Source organism: Mesorhizobium sp. M6A.T.Cr.TU.014.01.1.1 (assembly GCF_004022765.1).
GTDB lineage: Bacteria > Pseudomonadota > Alphaproteobacteria > Rhizobiales > Rhizobiaceae > Mesorhizobium > Mesorhizobium mediterraneum.
Window position 1 is genome coordinate 69,448 of sequence record NZ_RZPG01000030.1, and the last position, 22,509, is coordinate 91,956.

At 63.0% G+C, this 22,509-nt stretch carries 20 protein-coding genes and 1 riboswitch; of the genes, 14 read left to right on the forward strand and 6 right to left on the reverse strand.

Going from position 1 to position 22,509, the window contains the following annotated elements; all coding sequences use genetic code 11:
• The first annotated feature begins 10 nt into the window (after positions 1–10).
• The 5 genes from EN885_RS27385 to EN885_RS27405 all read left to right on the forward strand — a co-directional run bounded on the left by EN885_RS27385 (position 11) and on the right by EN885_RS27405 (position 4,496).
• Positions 11–1,138, forward strand: coding sequence for an S-(hydroxymethyl)glutathione dehydrogenase/class III alcohol dehydrogenase (locus tag EN885_RS27385; protein ID WP_091597176.1), 1,128 nt, complete (start codon positions 11–13; stop codon positions 1,136–1,138).
• 269 nt (positions 1,139–1,407) lie between these two features.
• Positions 1,408–1,887, forward strand: coding sequence for a YaiI/YqxD family protein (locus EN885_RS27390; RefSeq protein WP_164897927.1), 480 nt, complete (start codon positions 1,408–1,410; stop codon positions 1,885–1,887).
• Positions 1,888–2,027: 140 nt separating this feature from the next.
• Positions 2,028–2,711: a DUF1345 domain-containing protein gene (locus tag EN885_RS27395; protein WP_127294810.1), complete on the forward strand. Its 684-nt coding sequence runs from the start codon at positions 2,028–2,030 to the stop codon at positions 2,709–2,711.
• Between the two features lie 113 nt (positions 2,712–2,824).
• A complete protein-coding gene (locus tag EN885_RS27400; RefSeq protein WP_095485387.1) occupies positions 2,825–3,706 on the forward strand; it encodes a cytochrome b/b6 domain-containing protein in 882 nt (293 codons plus the stop codon).
• 1 nt (position 3,707) lies between these two features.
• Entirely contained in the window at positions 3,708–4,496 is a 789-nt protein-coding gene (locus tag EN885_RS27405) for a molybdopterin-binding protein (RefSeq protein ID WP_127294812.1), read from the forward strand.
• A gap of 96 nt (positions 4,497–4,592) precedes the next feature.
• Here the strand turns inward: EN885_RS27405 and EN885_RS33895 are convergent, their stop codons facing one another.
• A complete protein-coding gene (locus tag EN885_RS33895; RefSeq protein ID WP_206616855.1) occupies positions 4,593–5,195 on the reverse strand; it encodes a DUF3011 domain-containing protein in 603 nt (200 codons plus the stop codon).
• Positions 5,196–5,279: 84 nt separating this feature from the next.
• Between EN885_RS33895 and EN885_RS27415 the strand changes: the two genes are divergently transcribed.
• The 4 genes from EN885_RS27415 (at position 5,280) to gcvP (ending at position 10,853) form a co-directional block, all read left to right on the forward strand.
• Complete coding sequence (locus EN885_RS27415) at positions 5,280–6,110, forward strand: transporter substrate-binding domain-containing protein (RefSeq protein ID WP_164897928.1); 831 nt, start codon at positions 5,280–5,282, stop codon at positions 6,108–6,110.
• A 188-nt stretch (positions 6,111–6,298) separates the two neighbouring features.
• Positions 6,299–6,385, forward strand: a riboswitch (glycine riboswitch).
• A 148-nt stretch (positions 6,386–6,533) separates the two neighbouring features.
• On the forward strand, positions 6,534–7,649 hold the full coding sequence (gcvT, locus tag EN885_RS27420) for a glycine cleavage system aminomethyltransferase GcvT (RefSeq protein WP_128242737.1): 1,116 nt from the start codon (positions 6,534–6,536) through the stop codon (positions 7,647–7,649).
• Between the two features lie 8 nt (positions 7,650–7,657).
• The gene (gene gcvH, locus EN885_RS27425; protein ID WP_095485586.1) at positions 7,658–8,026 is read left to right on the forward strand and encodes a glycine cleavage system protein GcvH; all 369 of its coding nucleotides are present in this window, start codon (positions 7,658–7,660) and stop codon (positions 8,024–8,026) included.
• A gap of 16 nt (positions 8,027–8,042) precedes the next feature.
• Positions 8,043–10,853 (forward strand): aminomethyl-transferring glycine dehydrogenase, encoded by a 2,811-nt coding sequence (gene gcvP / locus EN885_RS27430; protein ID WP_128242736.1) that lies wholly within the window; start codon positions 8,043–8,045, stop codon positions 10,851–10,853.
• A 91-nt stretch (positions 10,854–10,944) separates the two neighbouring features.
• Here the strand turns inward: gcvP and EN885_RS27435 are convergent, their stop codons facing one another.
• On the reverse strand, positions 10,945–12,117 hold the full coding sequence (locus EN885_RS27435; RefSeq protein ID WP_128242735.1) for a GGDEF domain-containing protein: 1,173 nt from the start codon (positions 12,115–12,117) through the stop codon (positions 10,945–10,947).
• Positions 12,118–12,382: 265 nt separating this feature from the next.
• Between EN885_RS27435 and parE the strand changes: the two genes are divergently transcribed.
• Together parE and EN885_RS27445 are read left to right on the forward strand one after the other, a co-directional pair.
• On the forward strand, positions 12,383–14,434 hold the full coding sequence (parE, locus tag EN885_RS27440) for a DNA topoisomerase IV subunit B (protein ID WP_095485393.1): 2,052 nt from the start codon (positions 12,383–12,385) through the stop codon (positions 14,432–14,434).
• Positions 14,435–14,469: 35 nt separating this feature from the next.
• The gene (locus EN885_RS27445) at positions 14,470–16,536 is read left to right on the forward strand and encodes an FUSC family protein (protein ID WP_128242734.1); all 2,067 of its coding nucleotides are present in this window, start codon (positions 14,470–14,472) and stop codon (positions 16,534–16,536) included.
• On the opposite strand, the gene EN885_RS27450 is transcribed toward EN885_RS27445, so the two are convergent.
• Complete coding sequence (locus tag EN885_RS27450) at positions 16,533–17,654, reverse strand: DUF2336 domain-containing protein (RefSeq protein WP_128242733.1); 1,122 nt, start codon at positions 17,652–17,654, stop codon at positions 16,533–16,535. The genes EN885_RS27445 and EN885_RS27450 overlap by 4 nt on opposite strands.
• 152 nt (positions 17,655–17,806) lie before the next feature.
• Between EN885_RS27450 and EN885_RS27455 the strand changes: the two genes are divergently transcribed.
• Positions 17,807–18,259 (forward strand): MaoC family dehydratase, encoded by a 453-nt coding sequence (locus tag EN885_RS27455; RefSeq protein ID WP_095485396.1) that lies wholly within the window; start codon positions 17,807–17,809, stop codon positions 18,257–18,259.
• A gap of 3 nt (positions 18,260–18,262) precedes the next feature.
• Entirely contained in the window at positions 18,263–19,144 is an 882-nt protein-coding gene (locus EN885_RS27460; protein WP_128242732.1) for a CoA ester lyase, read from the forward strand.
• 13 nt (positions 19,145–19,157) lie between these two features.
• On the opposite strand, the gene EN885_RS27465 is transcribed toward EN885_RS27460, so the two are convergent.
• The gene (locus EN885_RS27465) at positions 19,158–19,766 is read right to left on the reverse strand and encodes a flavin reductase family protein (RefSeq protein ID WP_127294824.1); all 609 of its coding nucleotides are present in this window, start codon (positions 19,764–19,766) and stop codon (positions 19,158–19,160) included.
• Positions 19,767–20,351: a nitroreductase gene (locus EN885_RS27470; protein WP_128242731.1), complete on the reverse strand. Its 585-nt coding sequence runs from the start codon at positions 20,349–20,351 to the stop codon at positions 19,767–19,769. It lies immediately after the preceding gene.
• Positions 20,352–20,507: 156 nt separating this feature from the next.
• Between EN885_RS27470 and EN885_RS27475 the strand changes: the two genes are divergently transcribed.
• Positions 20,508–21,473, forward strand: coding sequence for a hypothetical protein (locus EN885_RS27475; RefSeq protein WP_128242730.1), 966 nt, complete (start codon positions 20,508–20,510; stop codon positions 21,471–21,473).
• 51 nt (positions 21,474–21,524) lie between these two features.
• Here EN885_RS27475 and EN885_RS27480 read toward each other — a convergent pair whose 3' ends face one another.
• The gene (locus tag EN885_RS27480) at positions 21,525–22,463 is read right to left on the reverse strand and encodes a GNAT family N-acetyltransferase (protein ID WP_126106365.1); all 939 of its coding nucleotides are present in this window, start codon (positions 22,461–22,463) and stop codon (positions 21,525–21,527) included.
• Between the last annotated feature and the right edge of the window lie 46 nt (positions 22,464–22,509).

Below are 22,509 nucleotides of genomic sequence, written 5' to 3' on the forward strand. Positions count from 1 at the left end.
GAGATTCCCGATGAAAACCCGTGCCGCTGTCGCTGTCGCCGCCGGAAAGCCGCTGGAGATCCTGGAGGTCGACCTCGACGGCCCGCGCGCGGGCGAGGTGCTGGTCGAGATCAAGGCGACCGGCATCTGCCACACCGACGAGTTCACGCTGTCGGGCGCCGATCCCGAAGGCATTTTTCCGGCGATCCTCGGCCATGAGGGTGCAGGAATCGTCGTCGATGTCGGCAAAGGCGTCACCTCGGTCAAGAAGGGCGACCACGTCATCCCGCTCTACACGCCGGAATGCCGGCAATGCCCGTCCTGCCTATCCAGAAAGACCAATCTGTGCACCGCGATCCGCGCCACGCAAGGGCAAGGCCTGATGCCGGACGGCTCGTCGCGCTTCTCGATCGGCAAGGACAAGATCTTCCACTATATGGGCTGCTCGACCTTCTCCAATTTCACCGTGCTGCCCGAGATCGCGGTGGCCAAGGTCAATCCCGACGCGCCCTTCGACAAGATCTGCTACATCGGCTGCGGCGTCACAACCGGCATCGGCGCGGTGATCAACACGGCCAAGGTCGAGATCGGCGCCACGGCCGCCGTCTTCGGCCTCGGCGGCATCGGCCTCAATGTCATCCAGGGACTGCGCCTTGCCGGCGCCGACATGATCATCGGCGTCGACCTGAACAACGACAAGAAGGAATGGGGCGAGAAATTCGGCATGACGCATTTCGTCAATCCGAAGGAGATCGATGGCGATATCGTGCCGTATCTCGTCAACATGACCAAGCGCGGTGCCGACCAGATCGGCGGTGCCGACTATACGTTCGACTGCACGGGCAGCACCAAGGTGATGCGGCAGGCGCTTGAGGCATCGCACCGCGGCTGGGGCAAGTCGGTCGTCATTGGCGTTGCCGGCGCCGGCCAGGAGATCTCGACGCGGCCGTTCCAGCTCGTCACCGGCCGCACCTGGATGGGCACCGCCTTTGGCGGCGCGCGCGGCCGCACCGACGTGCCGAAGATCGTCGACTGGTACATGGACGGCAAGATCGAGATCGACCCGATGATCACCCACACGCTGAAGCTCGAGGACATCAACAAGGGTTTTGACCTGATGCATGAGGGCAAGAGCATCAGGAGCGTGGTGGTTTACTAGGTGAAGTAGGTTCAAATTCGTGTTCGTATTCGCTTCATTGACTGTGAAAAGTCGACGATCCATCGAATACGGAATTTTGGCGAGGACTTATGGCGCAGCTATAGGGCAAACAATCGCGTTCAGATCGATTTGGGAGAGATCGATCGTGCGACAGACGAAATCAACTTTCTCGTACGTGATCCGTTTTTGCAGAGGAGCCTGACCGACGTGCATCGCTTGCTAAAAGCGCACCTCATGGAAAACGAAGCGGTCATCAATACCGAGTCGGCATGACGACTAGCATCAATCAAGTACAAGTTTACGTCGATGCTGATGCCTGTCCGGTGAAGGCCGAGGTCGAGAAAGTCGCCGAGCGCCATGGCGTCGTCGTCACCTTCGTCTCCAATGGCGGCCTGCGCCCGTCGCGTGATCCGATGGTCCGCAACGTCGTCGTGTCCAAGGGCGCCGACGCGGCGGACGACTGGATCGTCGACAATGCCAAGCCCAACGACATCGTGGTGACATCAGACATCCCGCTTGCCGCCCGCACGGTGGCGCTCGGCGCCCATGTGCTTGGGCCGACCGGGCGCCCGTTCACGCCGGAAACGATCGGCATGGCGGTGGCGATGCGCGACCTCAAGCAGCATCTGCGCGAGACCGGCGAGAGCAAGGGCTACAATGCCAGTTTCGCGCCGCAGGACCGCTCGCGGTTTCTCGGCGAGCTCGACCGCATCTTGCGGCGTGCGCTGAAATCCGCCGCACTGGGTTAGCGCTTCGACCTCGAACCGGACGTCAGCGCAGCAAAACCGGGAATCGATCTTCGGCATCATGCGCACAGGCAAAAGTGCTATAATGTCCGAGTCCTAAAAGACGAGCGGCGGTAAGACAGACCGCCATCAGGGGCCGGGCCATGACGACCGAGACGCCGCTGAAGAAACCACTGCATCGCCACATGCAGTTCGCGGTGTCGGCCTGCATCGGTGTAGTGGCACTGGCGATCGCGTTGGTTTTGCGCGCACCCATCGCCTATTCGATCGGCGCCAATGCGTTCTTCGCCGCCTACACCGTCATCGTCATCGCCCAGATGCCGCTGCTCACCGGCCGCTATCTGAGCAAGAATGCCCGCGCCACCGACCAGCCGGTGCTGGTCATCTTTGCCGTGACGCTGATTGTCGTCGCCGTCGCCATCGTCTCGTTGTTCCAGTTGATCAATCGAGGGGGCAGCCCACATCCTGTCGAACTCACCTTCGCGCTGGTGTCGATCCCGCTCGGCTGGTTCACCATCCACGCCATGACGGCGCTGCACTACGCACATGTTTATTGGCTGAACGATGAAGAGACCGACCCCGGCAGCAAAGCGAAGCAGAAAAAGCCCGTCGGCGGCCTCGTATTTACCGGTAAGGAGCGGCCGGACGGCTGGGATTTCCTCTATTTCTCGACCACCGTCGGCATGACCTCACAGACCTCCGATACCACTGTCTCGACCACGCATATGCGTCGCATCGTGCTTTTGCATTCGATCGTGTCGTTCTTTTTCAATACAGTGATCGTCGCAGCAGCGGTCAACCTCGCCGTCAGTCTTGGAAGCCAGTAGTATCGGGTAGCTCGTAATAATTCCGTGATCGGATGAAACATCGCTTTGGCTGGCAACGTATTGGGAGGAGAACGATCGGAAAGGCCGACTGAGCGGCCGGGAGACGCGAAAAAATGGAATCGGTTGCCAGGAGCCAATCCGCCATCGAGCCAGATACTGCCGCGCCGAAGGATGCAACGCTGATCTACCGGCAGTCGCGCTGGACGCGGCTGACGCATTGGCTCTGGGCCATCTCGCTGTTCTTCATGCTGCTTTCCGGCCTGCAGATCTTCAACGCCCGCCCCCAGCTCTATATCGGCAAGGAGTCGGGATTCGCCTATGACAACACCATCTTTGCCATCGGCGCCGAGAACACCGCAAACGGCCCGCGCGGCTACACCGAAATCTTCGGCAAGCGCTTCGATACGACCGGTGTGCTCGGCTGGTCGGGACCGGCGGGTCGGGAGACGTCCCGGGCTTTCCCGTCTTGGGCGACGATCCCCTCCTATTACGACCTCGGCACCGCCCGCGTCGTCCATTTCTTCTTCGCCTGGATACTAACCACGACGCTGGTCGTGTGGCTGGTCGCCAGCCTCATCAACGGCCATCTGCGCCGCGATCTTGCCCCGCGCATCGACGATCTCAGGCGTTTGCCGCGAGACATCGCCGATCATGCCAGGTTCAAGTTCCGTCACAGACGCGAATACAACACGCTGCAGAAGATGGCCTATGGCGGCGTCATGTTCGTGCTGCTGCCGCTGATGATCATCACCGGCCTTGCCATGTCGCCGAGCATGAACGCGGTGCTGCCGTTCCTCAACGATCTGCTTGGCGGCAGGCAGACGGCGCGGACGATCCATTTCATCGTGATGCTGCTGCTCGTCGCCTTCTTCATCATCCATATCCTGATGATCTTCGCCGCCGGCCCGATCAACGAGCTGCGTTCCATCATCACCGGCTGGTACCGAACCGACCCGCCGGCGCATGGCAGCAAGACGCCTCAGAGGAGTGCGTGAGATGGCGAAGTTTGTGATCAGCCGCAGAAAATTCCTGACCTCGGCCAGCCTCGGCGTCTCCGGTATCATGCTCTCGGGTTGTGACGCCTTCGACAGCCAGCTTCGCGTCGGCGACGGCCTACGCAGCTTCCTCGAAGGCGCCAATGGCCTGACCTGGCGCGCGCAACGCCTGCTTGCCGGCGATTCGCTGGCGCCGGAATTCACCGAAGCCGACATCCGCCAGCCGCAGCGGCCGAACGGCGTCACCGCGCCGGACGACGATGTCTACAAGGGCCTGCTCGCCAACAATTTCGCCGACTGGCGGCTCGAGGTTTCCGGCCTCGTCGAAAAGCCGCTGTCGCTGACCCGCGAGCAATTGATGAACATGCCAAGCCGCACCCAGATCACCCGCCACGACTGCGTCGAAGGCTGGAGTTGCATCGCCAAATGGACCGGCACGCCGCTGTCGCTGGTGCTTGATCAGGCGGTGGTCAAGCCGCAGGCGCGCTACGTCATGTTCCATTGCCTCGACACGATCGACCGCAGCCTGTCCGGCGACATCAAATATTACGGCTCGATCGATCTGATCGATGCCCGTCACCCGCAGACGATCCTTGCCTATGGCTTGAACGGCAAGCCGCTGCCGGTCGAGAACGGCGCGCCGTTACGTGTCCGCGTCGAGCGCCAGATCGGCTACAAGATGCCGAAATATCTCACCAAGATCGAACTGGTCGACGGTTTCGCCACTATTGGCGGCGGCAGGGGCGGCTACTGGGAGGACAATGGCTACGACTGGTACGGCGGCATTTGACCCCAGAGCATGATCCCGAACCGAAGGTCAGCGCAGCAAAAAGTGAGAACCGGTTTTTGGAAAAAGATCATGTTCAAAGGAAAGTAGGCGCGATGCTCAGTAACTGTCATCGCTGTCATCGCCATCGCTGCGCAGGGCCGGATTCAAGTCCGGATTGTCATCGGGGGTGACAAGCTTGCCCAGTCCGTGCGGGCCCTGATAGTTGCCGTGGGTGTCGAAATTCGGATTGCCCTGATTGTCGAATTGCGGCGTCGGATCGATCCATTGGTCGTCACGGCGATGGCGCGGCTTCGGGTAATAACTGTCGGAATGGTGGCGATGGGAGTTGTTGTTGTCGAGAATGGCGCCAACCACGCCGCCGACGATTATAGCCGCGGCCAGGTCGCCGGCAGAAGGGTTGCGGCCGGAGCCGGCGACCAGGAATTCCGCCGAGCAGCCATCATCGACCCAAATGCCGCCGCGGTCATAATCCCAGCTTCTGCCTTGGACGCAGCGCGACTTCGAAAGCTGAGAGGTCAATTGCACGCCGCGCCGCGTGTCGACACCGCAGTAGGAATAGCGGTGGTTCACACTGGAGCAGACCACGCGTCTGGCGCCTGCCGCCTGCGCGGTGTCGGGCAGCAGCGAGAGCTTCGCCGGATTGCCTAGGGTGCAGGCCAGGAACACCATCGAGCCGCTGATCGCCATCCGTGCCGACATTGCAATTCTCCAACCCGATCCGCTATCGACAGAATGGCATCCTCGTGTAAATCTGACAACCAGGCGGTTGCAGCGGGATCTATCATGCACTCAAAAATGATCGCCACGATTGCACTTGCGCTTTCCGCCTGGCTGGCGTTGGCGGCGCCATCCGCCTGGGCGGACGACAGTCTCAAGCACATCATCGACCAGAAGACGCTGACGGTCGGTGTGGCGCTCAATCCACCATGGATCCTCAAGAAAGCCGACGGCAAATTCGCAGGCTACGATGTCGACCTGACCAGCGCGCTTGCGTCCGACCTTGGCGTCGACCTGAAGCTGGTCGAAGTGCCTTGGAACGATCTCAAGGCACGGCTGCTCAAGGGCGATTTCGACATGATTGCGGCGGGCTACGCCAGCACTCCGGAACGTGCGCGCGAAGTGGTATTCTCCGACCAGACCGGCGCTGCCGATATTCGCATGGTGGCGACGATCGCCAGCCTCGGCAAAAAGCCGGGAAAGGCGGTGGCCGCGCCGGGATACAAGATCGCCGTGCTATCCAATTCCACGGATGAAGCCGCCGCGAAGGAAGCATTCCCCAAGGCGACCATCCTCTCCTTCGACAATACATCAGATGTTTTCGCCGCGGTCATCGGCGGCGAGGCACACGCGATGGTCGCCACATCGCCAACGCCGCAGATGGCCGCCAGGCTCTATGATGCGAAGTTGACAATGGTGGGTGGCCCGCTGTTGCGGACGCCGGAGGCGTTTGCGATGCGGCCGGACGATATCCGCCTGATCCAATACGTCAACAACTGGATTGACGCGCGTACCGCTGATGGCACCATCACCGGCGTGCGCCGCTACTGGTTCGGCAGTTTCAAATGGATGTCGCGGTTCGACACCAGCGTCAAGCCGGAGCCTGCCAAGCAATAGTTTTGCGACAGTTCAAGGGTCCTGGCCGGGGTGCAGCCGTCTAAGCGACCTTGTCGCCCAGCGCCCCGAGCGCCGGATGGATTTCCGGCGAGGTCGTTAGCGAAGACTTGTCGGTAAGGTGTCGCTGGCAGGTGACAAGGTGTCGTCCACAGGCTATGGATGACGAGTCGAGGGCTCAAATTGAGTCCTACCTGTTTGCGGGAGAGAGCAGCGAGAGCTGCCGCCGAAGGGGAAATCGCCCGAAATCTCTCAGGCAAAAGAACCGTAGACGGGAAAGACACTCTGGAAAGTCGGGGCTTGCCCCCGCGCCGAAGGTGTAAGCGCTGCCGACAGAGTTACGGGGCGCGAGTCTCTCAGGCTTCAGACAGAGGGGCACGGACTGGCCGCCATTCGCGGCCGATTGCGTGCGACTCTGGAGACGACATGACGGGCGACATCAAACACCTTCCCCTCGAAGACCTTCACGTGGCCGCCGGTGCGCGCTTTGGCGCGTTCGCCGGCTGGTCGATGCCGCTGACCTATCCGGCCGGCGTGATGAAGGAGCACCTTCAGACCCGCGAGCATGCCGGCCTGTTCGACATCTCGCACATGAAGCTGTTCGAGATCAGTGGGCCGGGCGCAGAGGCACTGCTCAATCGCGCCTGCCCGTTCGACGCCGGCGCGCTTGAGATTTCCCAGTCCAAATACACGTTCTTTCTCAACGAAGCGGCCGGCATCATCGACGATCTGATCGTCACCAGGCTCGGCCAACAACGCTTCATGGTTGTCGCCAATGCCGGCAATGCCGAAGCCGACGACAAGCACCTGCGCGCACTTGCCCTGGATTCTGAAACAAAGGGGGTTTTTGATGCCAAGGTGGACGCACTGGACCGCGTCTTCCTGGCGATCCAGGGGCCCGAAGCCTGGGCCGCCCTGTCCCGCGCCGGCATCGAGACCGGATCGCTGCTGTTCATGCATGGCTTTGAGCCCCGCGAAAACTGGTTCATGAGCCGGTCGGGCTACACCGGCGAAGACGGTTTCGAGATCGGCCTGCCGGAAGCCGACGCGCGAAATCTCGTCGCCAGGCTGCTCGAGGACGAGCGCGTGATGTGGGTTGGGTTGGCCGCCCGTGACAGCCTGCGGCTCGAAGCAGGCCTGTGCCTGCACGGGCTGGACATCACACCGGAGATCGACCCGGCCAGCGCCGGGCTGATGTGGGCGATTCCGAAGGAAGTTCGCGCCTCTGGCACTTTCATCGGTGCCGACGCATTGCGTGCGATCCTGGAGCGCGGCCCGGCGCAGAAACGCGTCGGCCTAAAGCCGCAAGGCCGCCAGCCGGTGCGCGCGGGTGCTGCCCTTTTCGACGCCGACGACAATCCCGCCGGCCACGTCACCTCGGGCGGCTTCGGCCCTTCGGCAGGTTTTCCCGTTGCCATGGGTTACGTCGAAACGCCGTTGGCTTCATCGACAAGCCCACTCTTCGCCGACGTTCGCGGGACGAAAATCCCGATCGATATCAATCCCCTGCCCTTCACGCCGCATCGCTATCGCAAAGGATGAATCTTCTCATGGCAAAAACCTATTTCACCGAAGATCACGAATGGCTCCGCGTCGAAGGCGGTGTCGCCACTGTTGGCATCACCGACTACGCACAGGAGCAACTCGGCGATCTCGTCTTCGTCGAATTGCCGGAGCTTGGGAAAAAGCTGGCCAAGGGCGATACCGCCGTCGTGGTCGAATCCGTCAAGGCGGCATCGGACGTCTATGCACCGGTCGACGGCGAGATCACCGAGGCAAACACCTCGCTCTCGTCTGATCCGTCCCTGGTAAATTCCGCAGCGACCAGCGACGGCTGGCTGTGGAAGATGAAGCTGGCCGATGAAAGCCAGCTCGAAGGCCTCCTGGATGAGGCCGCCTACAAAGCCCATATTGGTTGATAGCAGGATCAAGAAGATGACTGCAGCATCTTACCCCTTCTCGGCCCGCCATATCGGCCCCGGCCTCAATGATGTCAGAGCCATGCTGGCGACGATCGGCGTTCCCTCAGTCGAGACCCTGATCAGCCAGGCTGTGCCGAAATCGATCCGGCTCGACCGGCCGCTGGCCTTGCCCGCACCGGCGAGCGAAGCGGAGGCGCTGGCCGAGCTTTCAGCGACAATGGCAAAAAACACGGTGCTGAAGAGCTTCATCGGCGCCGGCTACCACGGCGTGCACGTGCCGCCGGTCATCCAGCGCAATCTGTTCGAGAACCCGGCCTGGTATACGGCCTACACGCCCTACCAAGCCGAGATCAGCCAGGGCCGGCTCGAAATGCTGTTCAATTTCCAGACGCTGGTCACTGAGCTGACCGGCCTGCCGGTAGCGTCGGCCTCGCTGCTCGACGAAGCGACGGCGGTGGCCGAGGCGGTCGGTATTGCGTTGCGCCATCACCGCGACAAGCGGACCAAGGTGGCGTTTGCCGGCACGCCGCATCCACAGACGCTAGACGTCGTGCGCACCCGTGCCGAGCCGCTCGGCATCGAGGTCGACGGCGACACGATCGACGACAACACCGCCGCTCTGCTGGTCTCCTGGCCTGATACGTTTGGCGTCTATGGCGACCATAAGGCAGCAATCGAGAAGGCCCGCGCCACCGGCGCGCTGGTCGTCTTCATTGCCGATCCGCTCGGACTGACGCTGACCGACGCGCCGGCTAGGCTTGGCGCCGACATCGCTGTCGGCCCAATGCAGCGCTTCGGCGTGCCGATGGGCTTTGGTGGGCCGCACGCCGCTTATTGCGCCGTCTCCGACAGGCTGACGCGGCTGATGCCCGGCCGCCTCGTCGGCCAGTCGACCGACAGCAAAGGCCGCGCCGGCTATCGTCTCGCCTTGCAGACGCGCGAACAGCATATCCGTCGCGACAAGGCGACCTCCAACATCTGCACGGCGCAGGCGCTGCTCGCCAACATGGCGACGGCCTATGCGATCTGGCATGGCCCTGCCGGCCTGCAGGCGATTGCCGGCCGAATCCATGCATTGGCCAACCGCTTGGCAGCCGGCCTTAGGGCATCAGGCGTTTCAGTCGTTGGCGCGAGCCGCTTCGACACGGTGACGGTGGAAGTGAAAGGCAGAGCCGGCGCGATCGCCGCCGCTGCTGAAAAGACCGGCCGGCTGCTGCGTGTCATCGACGCCGACCACATCGGCATCAGCTTCGATGAGACCTCGACCGACGCCGATCTGGACGCGATCGCGGCGCTGTTTGGCGCCAAGGCGGGCGCCGCTGCCAGCAGCACCATGCCCGGACGACCGCGCGGCAAGGAGTTTCTCACGCAGCCCGTCTTCCACGACAACCGTTCGGAAACCGAAATGATGCGCTTCCTGCGCCGGCTGGCCGACAAGGACCTGGCGCTCGACCGCGCCATGATCCCGCTCGGCTCCTGCACCATGAAGCTCAATGCCGCCGCCGAGATGATGCCGGTAAGTTGGCCAAGCATCGCCAATTTGCATCCCTTCGCTCCGGCAGGCCATTCGGCCGGCTACCGCGCCATGATCGACGATCTGGAAGGCTGGCTGGCCGAGATCACCGGCTTCGACGCGGTGACCCTGCAGCCCAATGCTGGCAGCCAGGGCGAATATGCCGGGCTGCTCGCCATTCGCGGCTATCACCGCTCACGCGGCGAAGGCCACCGCACGGTCTGCCTGATCCCGTCATCCGCGCATGGCACCAATCCGGCGAGTGCGGCGATGGCCGGCATGAGCGTCGTCGTCGTGCGCTGCACCGAGGATGGCAACATCGACGTCGTCGATCTGAAGGCCAAGGCGGCCGAGCATGCGCAAAACCTCGCGGCGCTGATGTTCACCTATCCCTCGACGCATGGCGTCTTCGAGGAAGGCGCGCGCGACCTCTGCGCCCTTATCCATGAGCATGGCGGCCAGGTCTATTTCGACGGCGCCAATCTCAACGCGCTGGTCGGCCTCGCCCGGCCGGGGGACATCGGCGCCGATGTCTGCCACATGAACCTGCACAAGACCTTCTGCATCCCGCATGGCGGCGGCGGCCCCGGCGTCGGCCCGATCGGCGTCAAGGCGCATCTAAAACCGTATCTGCCCGGCCATGTCACCGAAGGCTCGGGCCATGCCGTGTCGGCCGCACCGTTCGGCAGCGCGTCGATCCTGCCGATCACCTGGATGTACATCCGCATGATGGGTGCTTCCGGCCTGAAGCAGGCGACCGAGACGGCGATCATTTCCGCCAACTACGTGGCGACACGGCTCGAAGCGCATTTCCCGGTGCTCTACAAAGGCAGGCATGGACGCGTCGCGCATGAATGCATCCTCGACACCCGCGTGCTCAAGGACAGGGCCGGCATCAGCGTCGACGACATCGCCAAGCGGCTGATCGACTATGGTTTCCATGCGCCGACCATGTCGTTTCCGGTGGCCGGAACGCTGATGGTCGAGCCGACCGAGTCCGAGCCCAAGAGCGAGCTCGATCGCTTCTGCGATGCGATGATCGCGATATCGGGCGAGGCGGCCAAGGTGGCGAAAGGCGAATGGCCCTTGGCCGACAATCCGCTGGTCAATGCGCCGCATACCGCCGCCGAGGCGCTGGCCGGCCAGTGGACCCATCCCTATTCGCGCCTGGAGGCGGCCTATCCGGCCGGCGATGCCGACACATCAGCCAAATACTGGCCGCCGGTGTCGCGCATCGACAATGTCGCCGGCGACCGCAACCTCGTCTGCTCCTGCCCGCCGCTGTCGGAATATCTGGGCGCGGCGGAGTAGACCATGATCCCGAACCGAAGGTCAGCGCAGCAAAAAGTGGAATCCGGTCTTCGGACAAGATCATGGCCTAACAAGAAGATAGAAGCCTCAATCAGGCAGAACGCAAGGCCGGCGCGTCGGCCTTGCTCGCCTTGTTGTGGGAGATGACGCGATTTCGCCCGGCGCGCTTTGCCGCATAGAGTGCGGCGTCGGCTTCCGCCAACACATCGTCGAGACTGGTGCCGCCGGTCCCGCCGAAGCCGATGCCACCACTGACTGTGCTGCGCAACGGACCAAGCTGGGTGGCCACGACTTCCGTGCCGAAGGCGACGCTGATCTTGCTCGCAATGTCGTAAGCCTTCTCTTCCGTCATCCGCGACATGACCAGCACGAATTCCTCGCCGCCCAGCCGGAAGGCGTCGACGCCGGTCCTGGCGTATTTCCTGATGACAGCAGCGAAGCGGCGCAGAACCTGATCGCCGACCGGATGACCGAATACGTCGTTCGTCCTCTTGAAATGGTCGAGGTCGAACATGGCGACGGACATGAACGGACCGAAGACCCGCTCACCGTAGAGTGCCCTCAACGCCCGCCGGTTCATCAGCCCGGTCAATGGGTCGGTCATGGTCTCGGCCTTCAATTCGATCTGCGCCCGTATATGGTGCAGGGAGAGCGTCAGTGCCCCGAGCCCGGTCATGCAGGCGACCGCCACGACGGAGTTCAACCGTTCGGCCCAATTGTCGGGCGCAACGCCGAGCATCCATTGGCCCTTGACCAGCAGGACCGCGCCGCAAAGTACGAAGGATAGCGCACAGATGCCGCTCAGGAACGAAACGACCAGCAGAATCCGGCGATCGTCACCACCGCCCTTGATCCAGAACATCACCCCGATAAGCGAGAGCAGCGCCGTTACCGTCGCGTAGGTGACGATGAAACCGACACCGTCGAGGCCGAAATACGTCGCGCCTGCGCAAACAGCCATCGCAGCCAAGGTCGGCAGGATGGCGCGCCTGTAGTCGCGCACGCCGAGATACTGCATGGCCGACAGGCAGATGATCAGAAAGCCCAGGCTGAGAAGCGCAAGCACAATCTGGCAAAGCCAGGGGCTGGGATGCCTGGCATAATGCCAGAACAAGACCACATGCGCGACGAGCACGAGAATGCCGTAAGCCACCGTCAGGACGAAGCGGGCCTGCGGCGCGGCGAACCATATCGCAAACATGGTGATGCTGAGGCACATGCCCGACAGCGCCGCCGCGAGCAGGAGCGAACTGTAATCCAACATGCGTAAGCGACAGCCTCTTGAGAGTTCCGCTGCATTCTAGGTCGGCGGCAGTCCGCGGATACCATTTTCAGCCAACCTTCCGATGCAACCTTCGGAAAAGGTTTACAAAGCGTCGATGCGCTCGACGCATTTCCGCCGCTTGGTTGTCGAATGGTTTTGCGGTAAGAGGCTCAATCCTCGAACGTAACAGGAACCTCCGTCGCCTGCCCGCAAAAAGCGTGGCAGTATCGGGTGGTGATTCGCAGCATCGGAATCCAGGACCAGCATGGACGACAATAACGATCTTTTCGGCACTATGGACAAGCAGCCGCAACCGGTTCGCGCCACCGCGCGCCCGGCCGACCCGCTGGTGCAGGCGGCGAAGCGCCCGGCATCCCGCGACGGCAGCGAGAGCTACAGTGCCGCCGACATCGAGGTTCTCGAAGGGCTGGAGCCGGTGCGGCGGCGGCCCGGCATGTATATCGGCGGCACCGACGACAAGGCGATGCACCATCTGTTCGCCGAGGTCATCGACAATTCGATGGACGAGGCGGTAGCCGGCCACGCGACTTTCATCGATGTCGAGCTTTCAGCCGACGGATATCTGGCCGTGACCGACAATGGCCGCGGCATTCCGGTCGATCCGCATCCGAAATTCAAGAAGCCGGCGCTCGAAGTCATCATGACGACGCTGCATTCGGGCGGCAAGTTCGACTCGAAGGTCTACGAGACCTCAGGCGGCCTGCACGGCGTCGGCGTCTCCGTCGTCAACGCGCTGTCGGACCATCTCGAGGTCGAGGTCGCACGCGGCCGCCAGCTCTATCGCCAGCGTTTTTCACGCGGCGTTCCGGTGACCGGTCTCGAGCAGCTCGGAGAGGTGCATAATCGCCGCGGCACCAAGATCCGCTTCCATCCCGACGAGCAGATCTTCGGCAAGGGTGCTGCTTTCGAGCCGGCGCGGCTCTACCGCATGACGCGCTCGAAGGCCTATCTGTTCGGCGGCGTCGAGATCCGCTGGACCTGCGACCCCTCGCTGATCAAGGAGAAGGACACGACGCCGGCCAAGGCCGAGTTCCATTTTCCCGGTGGCCTAAAGGACTATCTAAAAGCGTCGCTCGGCGACGAATTCCAGGTCACCCGCGAAATCTTCGCCGGTAAGAGCGACAGGCAAGGCGGCCACGGCTCGCTCGAATGGGCGGTGACCTGGTTCGGCGGCGATGGATTCCTCAATTCCTACTGCAACACCATTCCGACCGGCGAAGGCGGCACGCACGAGGCCGGCTTCCGTAACGTCTTGACGCGAGGCTTGCGCGCCTACGCGGATCTGGTCGGCAACAAGCGCGCTTCGATCGTCACCTCGGAAGACGTCATGATCTCGGCGGCGGGCATGCTGTCGGTGTTCATCCGCGAGCCGGAATTCGTCGGCCAGACCAAGGACAGGCTGGCGACGATCGAGGCGATCAGGATCGTCGAGACCGCTATCCGAGACCCCTTCGATCACTGGCTAGCCGACAACCCGCAGGAAGCCTCAAAACTGCTCGAATGGGTGATCGCGCGTGCCGACGAACGGGTGCGCCGCCGGCAGGAAAAGGAAGTTTCGCGCAAGAGCGCGGTGCGCAAGCTGCGCCTGCCCGGCAAGCTCGCCGACTGCACGCAGAATGCCGCTGCCGGCGCCGAACTCTTCATCGTCGAGGGCGATTCGGCCGGCGGCTCGGCAAAACAGGCGCGCGACCGCGCCAGCCAGGCGGTGCTGCCGCTGCGTGGAAAGATCCTCAACGTCGCCAGCGCCGGCAACGACAAGCTGGCCGGCAACCAGCAGATTTCGGACCTGATCCAGGCGCTTGGCTGCGGCACGCGCTCGAAGTACCGCGACGCGGATCTGCGCTACGACCGGGTCATCATCATGACCGACGCCGACGTCGACGGCGCCCACATCGCTTCGCTGCTGATCACCTTCTTCTATCAGGAGATGCCGAGCTTGGTCCACGGCGGCCATCTCTATCTGGCGGTGCCGCCGCTCTACTCGATCCGGCAAGGCGGCAAGGTCGCCTATGCCCGCGACGATGCGCACAAGGACGAACTTCTGCGCACCGAATTCACCGGGCGCGGCAAGGTCGAGATCGGCCGCTTCAAGGGGCTGGGCGAAATGATGGCCGCCCAGCTCAAGGAAACCACCATGGACCCGAGGAAGCGCACGCTGCTCAGGGTCGATGTGATCGACGCCGAGGCCGCAACCAAGGATGCGGTCGACGCGCTGATGGGCACCAAGCCGGAAGCCCGCTTCCGCTTCATCCAGGAACGCGCGGAGTTCGCCGAGACGGAAGTGCTGGATATCTGAGCTAACTCGCTCGCGTCGAATGCGGAGATGAGCGTGTGACCTGGGACCGGCTGCGCAGCGATCTTGCCGCGAGGTTCGCCGGCGTCACGCGACCGACGCACTCGGATTGGATTTTCGCTCTGCGCACGGTTTCGGCCGGGCTGATCGCACTTCTCGCCGCCTACGCGCTCAAGCTCGACCACCCGCAATGGGCGATGATGACGGTGTTCATCGTTGCCCAGCCGGTCGCCGGCATGGTGCTGGCGAAAGGTTTTTACCGGCTGCTCGGCACACTGGCCGGCGCGCTGGCGGCGATCGGCACCACCACGGTCTTTGGCGCCAACCTCTGGCTGCTCGTCACGGTGCTTGCCGTCTGGATCGGCCTTTGTACCCTCGTCTCGTCGCTGCTGCGCAACCCGGAAGCCTATGGCGCTGCGCTTGCCGGCTACACGGCGATGATCATCGGCCTGCCGGCTTTCGGCCAGCCACATCTCGTCGTCGATCTCGCCGTGGCGCGCTGTGGGGAGATCGTGCTTGGCATCGTCTGCGCCGCACTGACCAGCCGGCTGATCCTGCCGAAACTGGCGTCTGACGCCATCATCGGCAGGCTGAAGCGCTGCATCCTCGACCTTGCCGTCTATGCTGGCGGCGCGTTCTCCGACAGCGATGCGGCAACCCTTGCCAACCTGCACCGAAAGCTGGTCGCAGACGCCCAGACGCTGGGTGAAATGCGCGCCTATGCGAGGCTGGAAGCGCCGAGCTTCGCGACGCGCGCCTATCCGGTCCGCCGCACTATCGGCCAGCTTTTGTCGGCGCTGTCGGCGGCGCGCGCGCTGTATGCCCATGCCGCACCGAAAAACGCAGTCCTCATACCCGTGCGCACCGAGCTGAAGGTTTTCGTCGGCGAATTGGCAGAAAAACCGGGTGCGCTGGACGACACAGCACCCTGGATAGCGCGGCTCGACGCGATCGTTGCCGAAGCACGGCGGATGCCCGACATGCCCGCCGCAAAAGGCGATGACAGGGCAGGCGCAGTCACCCGCCTCACCATCGCCGCCGATTTCGCGGAGGCCCTGAAGCAAGTGCTGCGCGGCCTGGACGCCTTACGAGCGCCGGCCCCGCGCCTTACGCGTGAACGCAGGCAGCCGGCGCTGGTCGTGCACCGCGACTACCATGCGGCGTGGCGAAACGCCGTGCGCGCGGCACTTGCGACACTGCTGGTCGCCGCTTTCTGGCTGACGACAAAATGGTCCGAAGCGGCGGGCACGGTCATCCTTGTCGCCGTCGTCTCCAGCCTGTTTGCCGCGCGCCCCGATCCCGTGCAATCGGCCTGGGGCTTCTTCAAGGGGACGTTGCTGGCCCTGCCCTTCGCATTTCTCGTCGGTCAGGTCGCGCTCCCCGCTCTGCCCGGCTTCGGCTGGTTCACGCTCTTCGTCGTGCCGATCCTGGTTCCCGCGGCGCTGGCGATGGCCAATCCGCGCTATGTCGGCGTGGCAACCGCCTTCGCCATCAATTTCCTTGCCTTCCTCAGCCCACATCAGGCCATGACCTACGACCCCGGACCGTTTTTCGCCGGTTCGGCATCGATCTTGGTCGGCATTCTTCTGGCGATCGGCGTCTTCCTCACGGTACTGCCCGCCGATCCGTGGGTCACCGTCGGCCGTATCGTGCGAGCCATGCGGGAAGATCTGGCGCGCCTCTGCCTGCATGAGCGCGTGCCGAGACGCGAGGCCTTCGAAAGCCTCGCCTACGACCGGGTCAACCAGTTGATGCCGCTCATGCAGCGCACCGGCAGCAAAGGCGACGCCGTTCTCGGCGGCAGCATAGCCGCAGTCACGGTTGGCATCGAGATCCTGCGGCTGCGCAATGCGCAGCAAAGTTCAGCGATTCCCGCCGAACCCGCGCTTTCGATCACTAATTTCCTGCGAGGACTGGCGCGCGAACTGCTTTTCCGGCGACCCGGCGAGCCGCAAACGGCGACCATCACTGTCGCGCGGCAATATGCGGCTGGCATCGCCGAGCGAAGCGAGGCGGCCGACATGCTGCAGATAGCGGCCTCATTGCGCATCATCGCCGCGGCGATCGAGGATTTTCCGGATTTCTTCGCGAAGGATAGGGTCTAAGCCGCCGCTATCGCCAGCGCATGGCCGCGCGCATTTTCGCGCAGCGCATCGAGATGGATCGATTTGACCAGTCCGGCGAGATCGCCTTCGGCGGACTGCCCGCCGAGTTCCTTCAGCATCAGCCAGCTGACTTCCTGGACGCCGGCCAGGCGCTTGCCATTGGCAACCTCGCGCCAGATCTTCAGCGCACGCAGAATGATCGCGTGCGTGATCGCGGCAAGGCCGGCACTGCGGAACAGCGCCTGCAGCGCCACGTCGTGCCCGCCGGCCAGAAGCGCCCTCACCCGTTGTTCGGATTGCTGGCTGAGCGCGACCAGCGCCGAACCGAAGAAATCGACCTTGCCATGCGCGATGGTGCGAATGATGAAGCTTGCGGTCAGGTCGCCGCGCAGGCGCAGATGCTCGATGAGCGCCGCATGTTCTTCGTGGCGGGTGCCTTCGATCAGCGTCACGGAAGCCTTGACGCAGGCATCGCGCATGACGCGCTCGGCTCTGGCTGCGCCCATAAGAGCCACGACAAGCGGAGATCCTTTTAGGGTTTCTCCGAGCTTAACCAGAAGCATATGCCGGCAATCAGCGGGCAGCCGCGCATCCGATATCAGCGCCTCGCGCACCAAAGGCAGATGGCCATGGCGTTCCGCGATACGGCGGAAGCTGAGTGAAGCGATGTCGGCGCCGCTGTTGGCGAGAAGCGTGGCGCAGGCTTCCGGCTCGCCGATTTCGGCAATCGCCGCGGCGACCGCCATGGAGACGCGCGGACGATCCGCGATCAATTTCTGCGTCGCGTTCTGGCCTCCGGCGATGCGGTCGATCAGGTCGGCGTCGGTAAGAAGCGGCGAACGCGCCAGCACCAGGCTCGCGACCTCCGGCTGATCGGACACCAGCGCGCTGATGATCTGCAGCGGCGCGTGATGGCTCATCGACAGCGCTTCCGCAATCGCCAGCCGCACTTTGGACGAGGCATCGTCGAGCAGCAGGGTCAGCGCGGCCTCCGCCGCGCAGCGGTCCTCGAAAGGCAGATCGGCATTGATGTAGGCGCGGGCCAGAGCACTTGCTGCCGCAGCGCGCTCCGAGACCCTTGCCGTGTAGATCCATTTCAGGAAATGCGAAACAACCATGCCGTCCGCTACGCCCCTGGCCCGAGTCCGTTCCCGCCCCAGGGAAGACCGTAGGCAGAAATGGTTTACGAACGGTTCACCATGTTTGTTAACTGGCTTGCGAGCGCGGTATGCAGCGCCTATCAACCCTTGAAGAACGAAGGAGATCGACCATGGCCGGGCTTTATCTGGAAGAGTTCGTCGTCGGCCATGTCTTCCGGCACACGCTGCGTAAAACCGTTACCGAAAGCGACAATATGCTGTTTTCGGTAATGACGCTGAATCCGCAGCCGCTGCACATCGATTTCGACTTCGCTGCTAAGAGCGAATGGGGCAAGCCGCTGGTCAATTCGCTGTTCACGCTCGGCCTGATGATCGGGATTTCGGTGAACGACATCACCGTCGGCACCACCATCGCCAATCTCGGTATGAAGGAGACGGTGTTTCCGCATCCGGTGTTCCACGGCGACACCATCCGCGTCGAGACCACGGTGGTGTCGGTGCGCGACTCCAAGTCGAAGCAGGACCGTGGCATCGTCGAGTTCGAGCACCGCGCCTACAACCAGAACGATGTGCTCGTCGCCAAATGCACAAGGCAGGCGATGATGATGAAAAAAGCGGCCTGACCGATGCGTTCGTTGCTCTTCGTTCCCGGCGATTCCGAAAAGAAGCTGGAAAAGGCGTTTGGCGCCGGCGCCGACGTGGTCATCGTCGATCTCGAGGATTCGGTCGCGTCACAAAACAAGGCCTTAGGACGCGACACCGCAGCACGCTTCATCACCGAACACAGGCATCGAACCAGATCGGCGATCTATGTGCGGGTCAACGACCTCTCGACTGGCTTGACCGATGACGATCTGGCGGCACTCGTGCCAGCGAAACCCGACGGCATCATGCTGCCGAAGTCGAATAGCGGACAGGATGTCCAGCATCTGTCGGCAAAACTCAGGGTGCACGAGGCCGAAGGCGGGCTGCCCGATGGTGCAATAAAAATCCTGCCAATCATTACCGAAACAGCCGCCGGCGTGCTGGCGGCTGCGACCTACGCAAAGGCCAGTGAGCGGCTCGTCGGCGTCACCTGGGGCGCGGAAGATCTATCGGCCGCGATCGGTGCACGCACGGCGCGCGACGAGAACGGCCGCTACACCGATGTGTTCCGTTTCGCCCGCACCATGACCATCCTCGCCGCAAGTGCTGCGGAAGTCGCGGCGATCGACACGATTTTTCCCAGTTTTCGCGACATGGCGGCCTTCGAGGCGGAATGCGCCAAGGCAGAGCGCGACGGCTTTACCGGCAAGATGGCGATCCATCCGACACAGGTGCCGGTCATCAACGCCGCCTTCACGCCGTCGACCGAGGCGGTGAAACACTCCATGGCGATCATTGCCGCATTCGAAGCGGCTGGAAATCCCGGCGTGGTCGGCATCGACGGCAAGATGTACGACCGGCCGCATCTCAAGCTGGCCGAGCGGCTTCTGGCACGCGCCAAGGCGGCGGGAATCTCCGTTTAGTCTTTCCCCAGGCCTAATCTTTTCCCCAGCGAGGCCGGCGCATCGGGAATATCTCGCTGACGCTGGCATAGTCCATGTAGCCGAGGCGGCCGACATTGCCCGCCTTGACGATATCGAAAATGCCGTCGTTCAGGAATGCGTCGTCGATATGCACGCCGACGACTTCGCCGGCAACGATGACGGCGCTCGTCGCCGTTCCATCCAGCGCCTTTGGCCGCAGGATCTCCGTCACCCGGCATTCAAGCGCCGCCGGCGCCGCCGCCACGCGGGGCGGCGCAACAAGACGCGACGGCGCCATGGCGAGATCGGCATAGTCGAATTCGCTGACGCCGCGCGGCGCATCGACCGCCGTGCGGACCATTTTTTCCGCGAGATCACGGCTGACGAGATTGGCGACGAACTCGCCTGTCTCTTCGGCGAAGGTGGCGCTGTCCTTCTCGCCTTCGGACGAAAACCAGACGATGAAGGGTCGCGTCGAAAAAGCATTGAAGAAGGAATAAGGAGCGAGGTTGAGCTTGCCGGCCTTGTTCACCGTCGAGATCCAGCCGATCGGCCGTGGCGCCACGATCGCCTTGGACGGGTCATGCGGCAGCCCGTGACCTTTTGACGGCTCGTAAAACATTCAGCCGACCCAAGGCCCGGCATAATCGGCATAGAGTTTTGCCGGATCAGGCCGCGGCCGCTCCGGCGCCGGCCCTTGATAGGAGCCGACATGGACGAAGCCGACGACGCGCTCGTGCGGCGCCAGCCCTAGGATCGCCCTGCCCTCCGGCACATCGGAATACCAATTGCTGATCATGTTGGTGCCATAGCCCAGCGCATTAGCTGATATCATGAGGTTCATCGCCGCCATGCCGCCGGACAGGAACATTTCCCATTGCGGGATTTTTGGGTTGTCCTTCGGGCTCGACACCACGCCGATCACCAGCGGCGCGCGTGAAAAACGCGCCAGTTCCTGGTTGCGGCGGCCTTCCGGCAGCGGTCCTTCGCGCTGTTCGGCAAGTGCTGCCAGCTTCTTGCCGATCTCGACGCGTGCCTCGCCCCGGTAGAGGATGAAGCGCCAAGGTTCGAGCCGGCCGTGGTCCGGCACCCGCGAGGCAGCGGCAATCATCGTCGCGATGTCAGCGTCGCTGGGCGCCGGTTCCTTCAACTCCGGGATCGGTGCGGAATTTCGGGTCAGCAGAAAGTCGATGATCGGCGATGCCATGGGCGCAAGTCTCCTGGAATTTGAGCTGAAGCGCACCATCGGGACATCGGGCGGCTCGGGCATTGGCGCGGCGCGCCGGACAAAGAGTTCTCTAGCAGAAGCTGATCGGACTCTTAAGCCTTGAAATTGCCACCGCCTTGGGCTTCAACGCAAGGCATGTTTGAGGGGACATTCCGTCTTTTCCTGATCTGGCTCGCTGCCGCACTGTTGATGGTGCCGGTTTCGCTTGCCGTCGCGCAGGATGTGGACGGCCTCGGCGATCTGAAGCTTCCCGGAATTTCGAGCTACGCACCTCCGAAAAGCGAGACATCGCTGGCACTGGGGAGCAGTGGGGCGATCACGCTGTCGGCGCAATTGACCGACAAGGGCGCCGACATCACGCGCGGCATCGTCTGGCGCGTCTTCAAGCCTGAACCCACTGGCGACGGCAAGCTGCCGATGGTCGCCTCCGCCCATAGCGGCAGCGCGGTGTTTCAGCTCGAGCCCGGCAGCTATCTGGTTCATGCCTCCTATGGCCGGGCCGGCGCCACCAAGCGCATCACCGTCGGCAAGGACGCCAAGCGCGAAAGCCTCGTGCTCGATGCCGGCGGACTCAAGCTCGATGCCGTGCTGTCGGGCGGGGTGCGCATACCGCCGAAGAAACTGCGCTTTTCGATCTATGAGGGCCAGGCCGAAGCCAATCACGATCGCGCCCTGATCATACCCGACGTCGAGCCGAACAGCGTCGTGCGGCTGAACGCGGGCGTCTACCACGTCGTCTCGACCTATGGCTCGGTGAATGCGGTCATCCGCTCCGACATCCGCGTCGAGGCCGGCAAGCTGACCGAAGCGGCCGTCGAGCATCGTGCGGCGGAGATGACCATGAAGCTGGTACGCGAGCCGGGTGGAGAGGCGATTGCCGACACCTCCTGGTCGTTGCTCAACGAATCCGGCGATCCGATCAAGGAAACCGTCGGCGCCTTTGCTTCGATGGTGCTTGCCGAGGGCGACTACACCATCATCGCCAAGAACCGCGACCGCATCTACCAGAAGGATTTTACGGTCGTGGCCGGGCAGAACCAGGAAATCGAGGTTCTCGCCACGGAAGCCTCGGCGATCGATCCCCAAGAAGGCGCGGACTGAACGGCCCGGACACTGCCGTCCAAGTTTAGGGTCCGCCGTATGATTTGCCGATCAGGCGGCTTTGCGCATGCGTCGCGGCAGGAACTGGCCGCGGCCGCGCGATTCGGTGGGCGCCAGATCGAAAACGCCACGATGGAGGCGGTCGAGCAAAGCCTTGCGGTCGCGCAGCGGCTCCAGTTCGTCCCATCCCAGCACGTCGCCGACGCGCACGTCGATTGACTTGCCGGACAGCCGCGCGAATTCGTGGATGAGCAGCGAAGTACGTAGCGTCAGCGAAGCCCTGCCGACGAACTTCGCCACGCGCCCGTCACGCTCAGCCATATTCATCGGTCCGCTGACCAGGTGAAACAGCCGGCCGTTCTGACCGGAAAAGTGCATTGGGATAACCGATGCCTTGGCATCTTGGACGAGACGGGCCGGAAACATTTTCCATGGCAGATCGCGCGCCCGGCCAAAACCTTTCGGCGCGGTGGCGACGCCGCCCGCAGGGAAGACGACGATGATGACGCCCTCCTTCAGTAACCGCACCGCCTCATGGCGGACCGCCATGTTGTTCTTCAGCGCGTCCTTGGTCTCGGAAAAGTCGATCGGCAGCGAATAGGGCTCCATCTCGCGGATCTTGAGCAGATCCTTGTGGATCATGACACGGAACGGGCGCTGAAGCTGCTCGGCCAGCGAGAGCACCGCAATGCCATCGCCGATGCCGAACGGATGATTGGCGACGATCACCAACGGCGTGCCGGGCAGGTTTGCCGGCGGCCATTGGCCGGCGGTCCGCACCCGGACGTCGATCAGTTCCAGCATGCGGCTGAACACGCGCTCGTCGGTCGGCACCACATGGCGGCGCCAAAAATCATAGAGCGCCGCGAAACGATCACGGCCGGACAGGCCTTCGATGGAATGGATGAACCAGCGCGTCAATGCCGGCTGATGCGGACTGGCATAGGAAAGCTCGGGAAACGGTCTTTCGCGCATCTTCAGCTTGAGCATGAGGGCTCGTTACAAGGCTGGCGTGACAAGCATGTGAAATGGCGGG

What these genes read in the sequence shown, in the direction of transcription:
- EN885_RS27385 (WP_091597176.1), top strand. Translation starts at nt 11, where the DNA reads ATGAAAACCCGTGCCGCTGTCGCTGTCGCCGCCGGAAAGCCGCTGGAG.
- EN885_RS27390 (WP_164897927.1), top strand. Translation starts at nt 1,408, where the DNA reads ATGACGACTAGCATCAATCAAGTACAAGTTTACGTCGATGCTGATGCC.
- EN885_RS27395 (WP_127294810.1), top strand. Translation starts at nt 2,028, where the DNA reads ATGACGACCGAGACGCCGCTGAAGAAACCACTGCATCGCCACATGCAG.
- EN885_RS27400 (WP_095485387.1), top strand. Translation starts at nt 2,825, where the DNA reads ATGGAATCGGTTGCCAGGAGCCAATCCGCCATCGAGCCAGATACTGCC.
- EN885_RS27405 (WP_127294812.1), top strand. Translation starts at nt 3,708, where the DNA reads ATGGCGAAGTTTGTGATCAGCCGCAGAAAATTCCTGACCTCGGCCAGC.
- EN885_RS33895 (WP_206616855.1), bottom strand. Translation starts at nt 5,195, where the DNA reads ATGTCGGCACGGATGGCGATCAGCGGCTCGATGGTGTTCCTGGCCTGC.
- EN885_RS27415 (WP_164897928.1), top strand. Translation starts at nt 5,280, where the DNA reads ATGCACTCAAAAATGATCGCCACGATTGCACTTGCGCTTTCCGCCTGG.
- gcvT (WP_128242737.1), top strand. Translation starts at nt 6,534, where the DNA reads ATGACGGGCGACATCAAACACCTTCCCCTCGAAGACCTTCACGTGGCC.
- gcvH (WP_095485586.1), top strand. Translation starts at nt 7,658, where the DNA reads ATGGCAAAAACCTATTTCACCGAAGATCACGAATGGCTCCGCGTCGAA.
- gcvP (WP_128242736.1), top strand. Translation starts at nt 8,043, where the DNA reads ATGACTGCAGCATCTTACCCCTTCTCGGCCCGCCATATCGGCCCCGGC.
- EN885_RS27435 (WP_128242735.1), bottom strand. Translation starts at nt 12,117, where the DNA reads ATGTTGGATTACAGTTCGCTCCTGCTCGCGGCGGCGCTGTCGGGCATG.
- parE (WP_095485393.1), top strand. Translation starts at nt 12,383, where the DNA reads ATGGACGACAATAACGATCTTTTCGGCACTATGGACAAGCAGCCGCAA.
- EN885_RS27450 (WP_128242733.1), bottom strand. Translation starts at nt 17,654, where the DNA reads ATGGTTGTTTCGCATTTCCTGAAATGGATCTACACGGCAAGGGTCTCG.
- EN885_RS27455 (WP_095485396.1), top strand. Translation starts at nt 17,807, where the DNA reads ATGGCCGGGCTTTATCTGGAAGAGTTCGTCGTCGGCCATGTCTTCCGG.
- EN885_RS27460 (WP_128242732.1), top strand. Translation starts at nt 18,263, where the DNA reads ATGCGTTCGTTGCTCTTCGTTCCCGGCGATTCCGAAAAGAAGCTGGAA.
- EN885_RS27465 (WP_127294824.1), bottom strand. Translation starts at nt 19,766, where the DNA reads ATGTTTTACGAGCCGTCAAAAGGTCACGGGCTGCCGCATGACCCGTCC.
- EN885_RS27470 (WP_128242731.1), bottom strand. Translation starts at nt 20,351, where the DNA reads ATGGCATCGCCGATCATCGACTTTCTGCTGACCCGAAATTCCGCACCG.
- EN885_RS27475 (WP_128242730.1), top strand. Translation starts at nt 20,508, where the DNA reads ATGTTTGAGGGGACATTCCGTCTTTTCCTGATCTGGCTCGCTGCCGCA.
- EN885_RS27480 (WP_126106365.1), bottom strand. Translation starts at nt 22,463, where the DNA reads ATGCTCAAGCTGAAGATGCGCGAAAGACCGTTTCCCGAGCTTTCCTAT.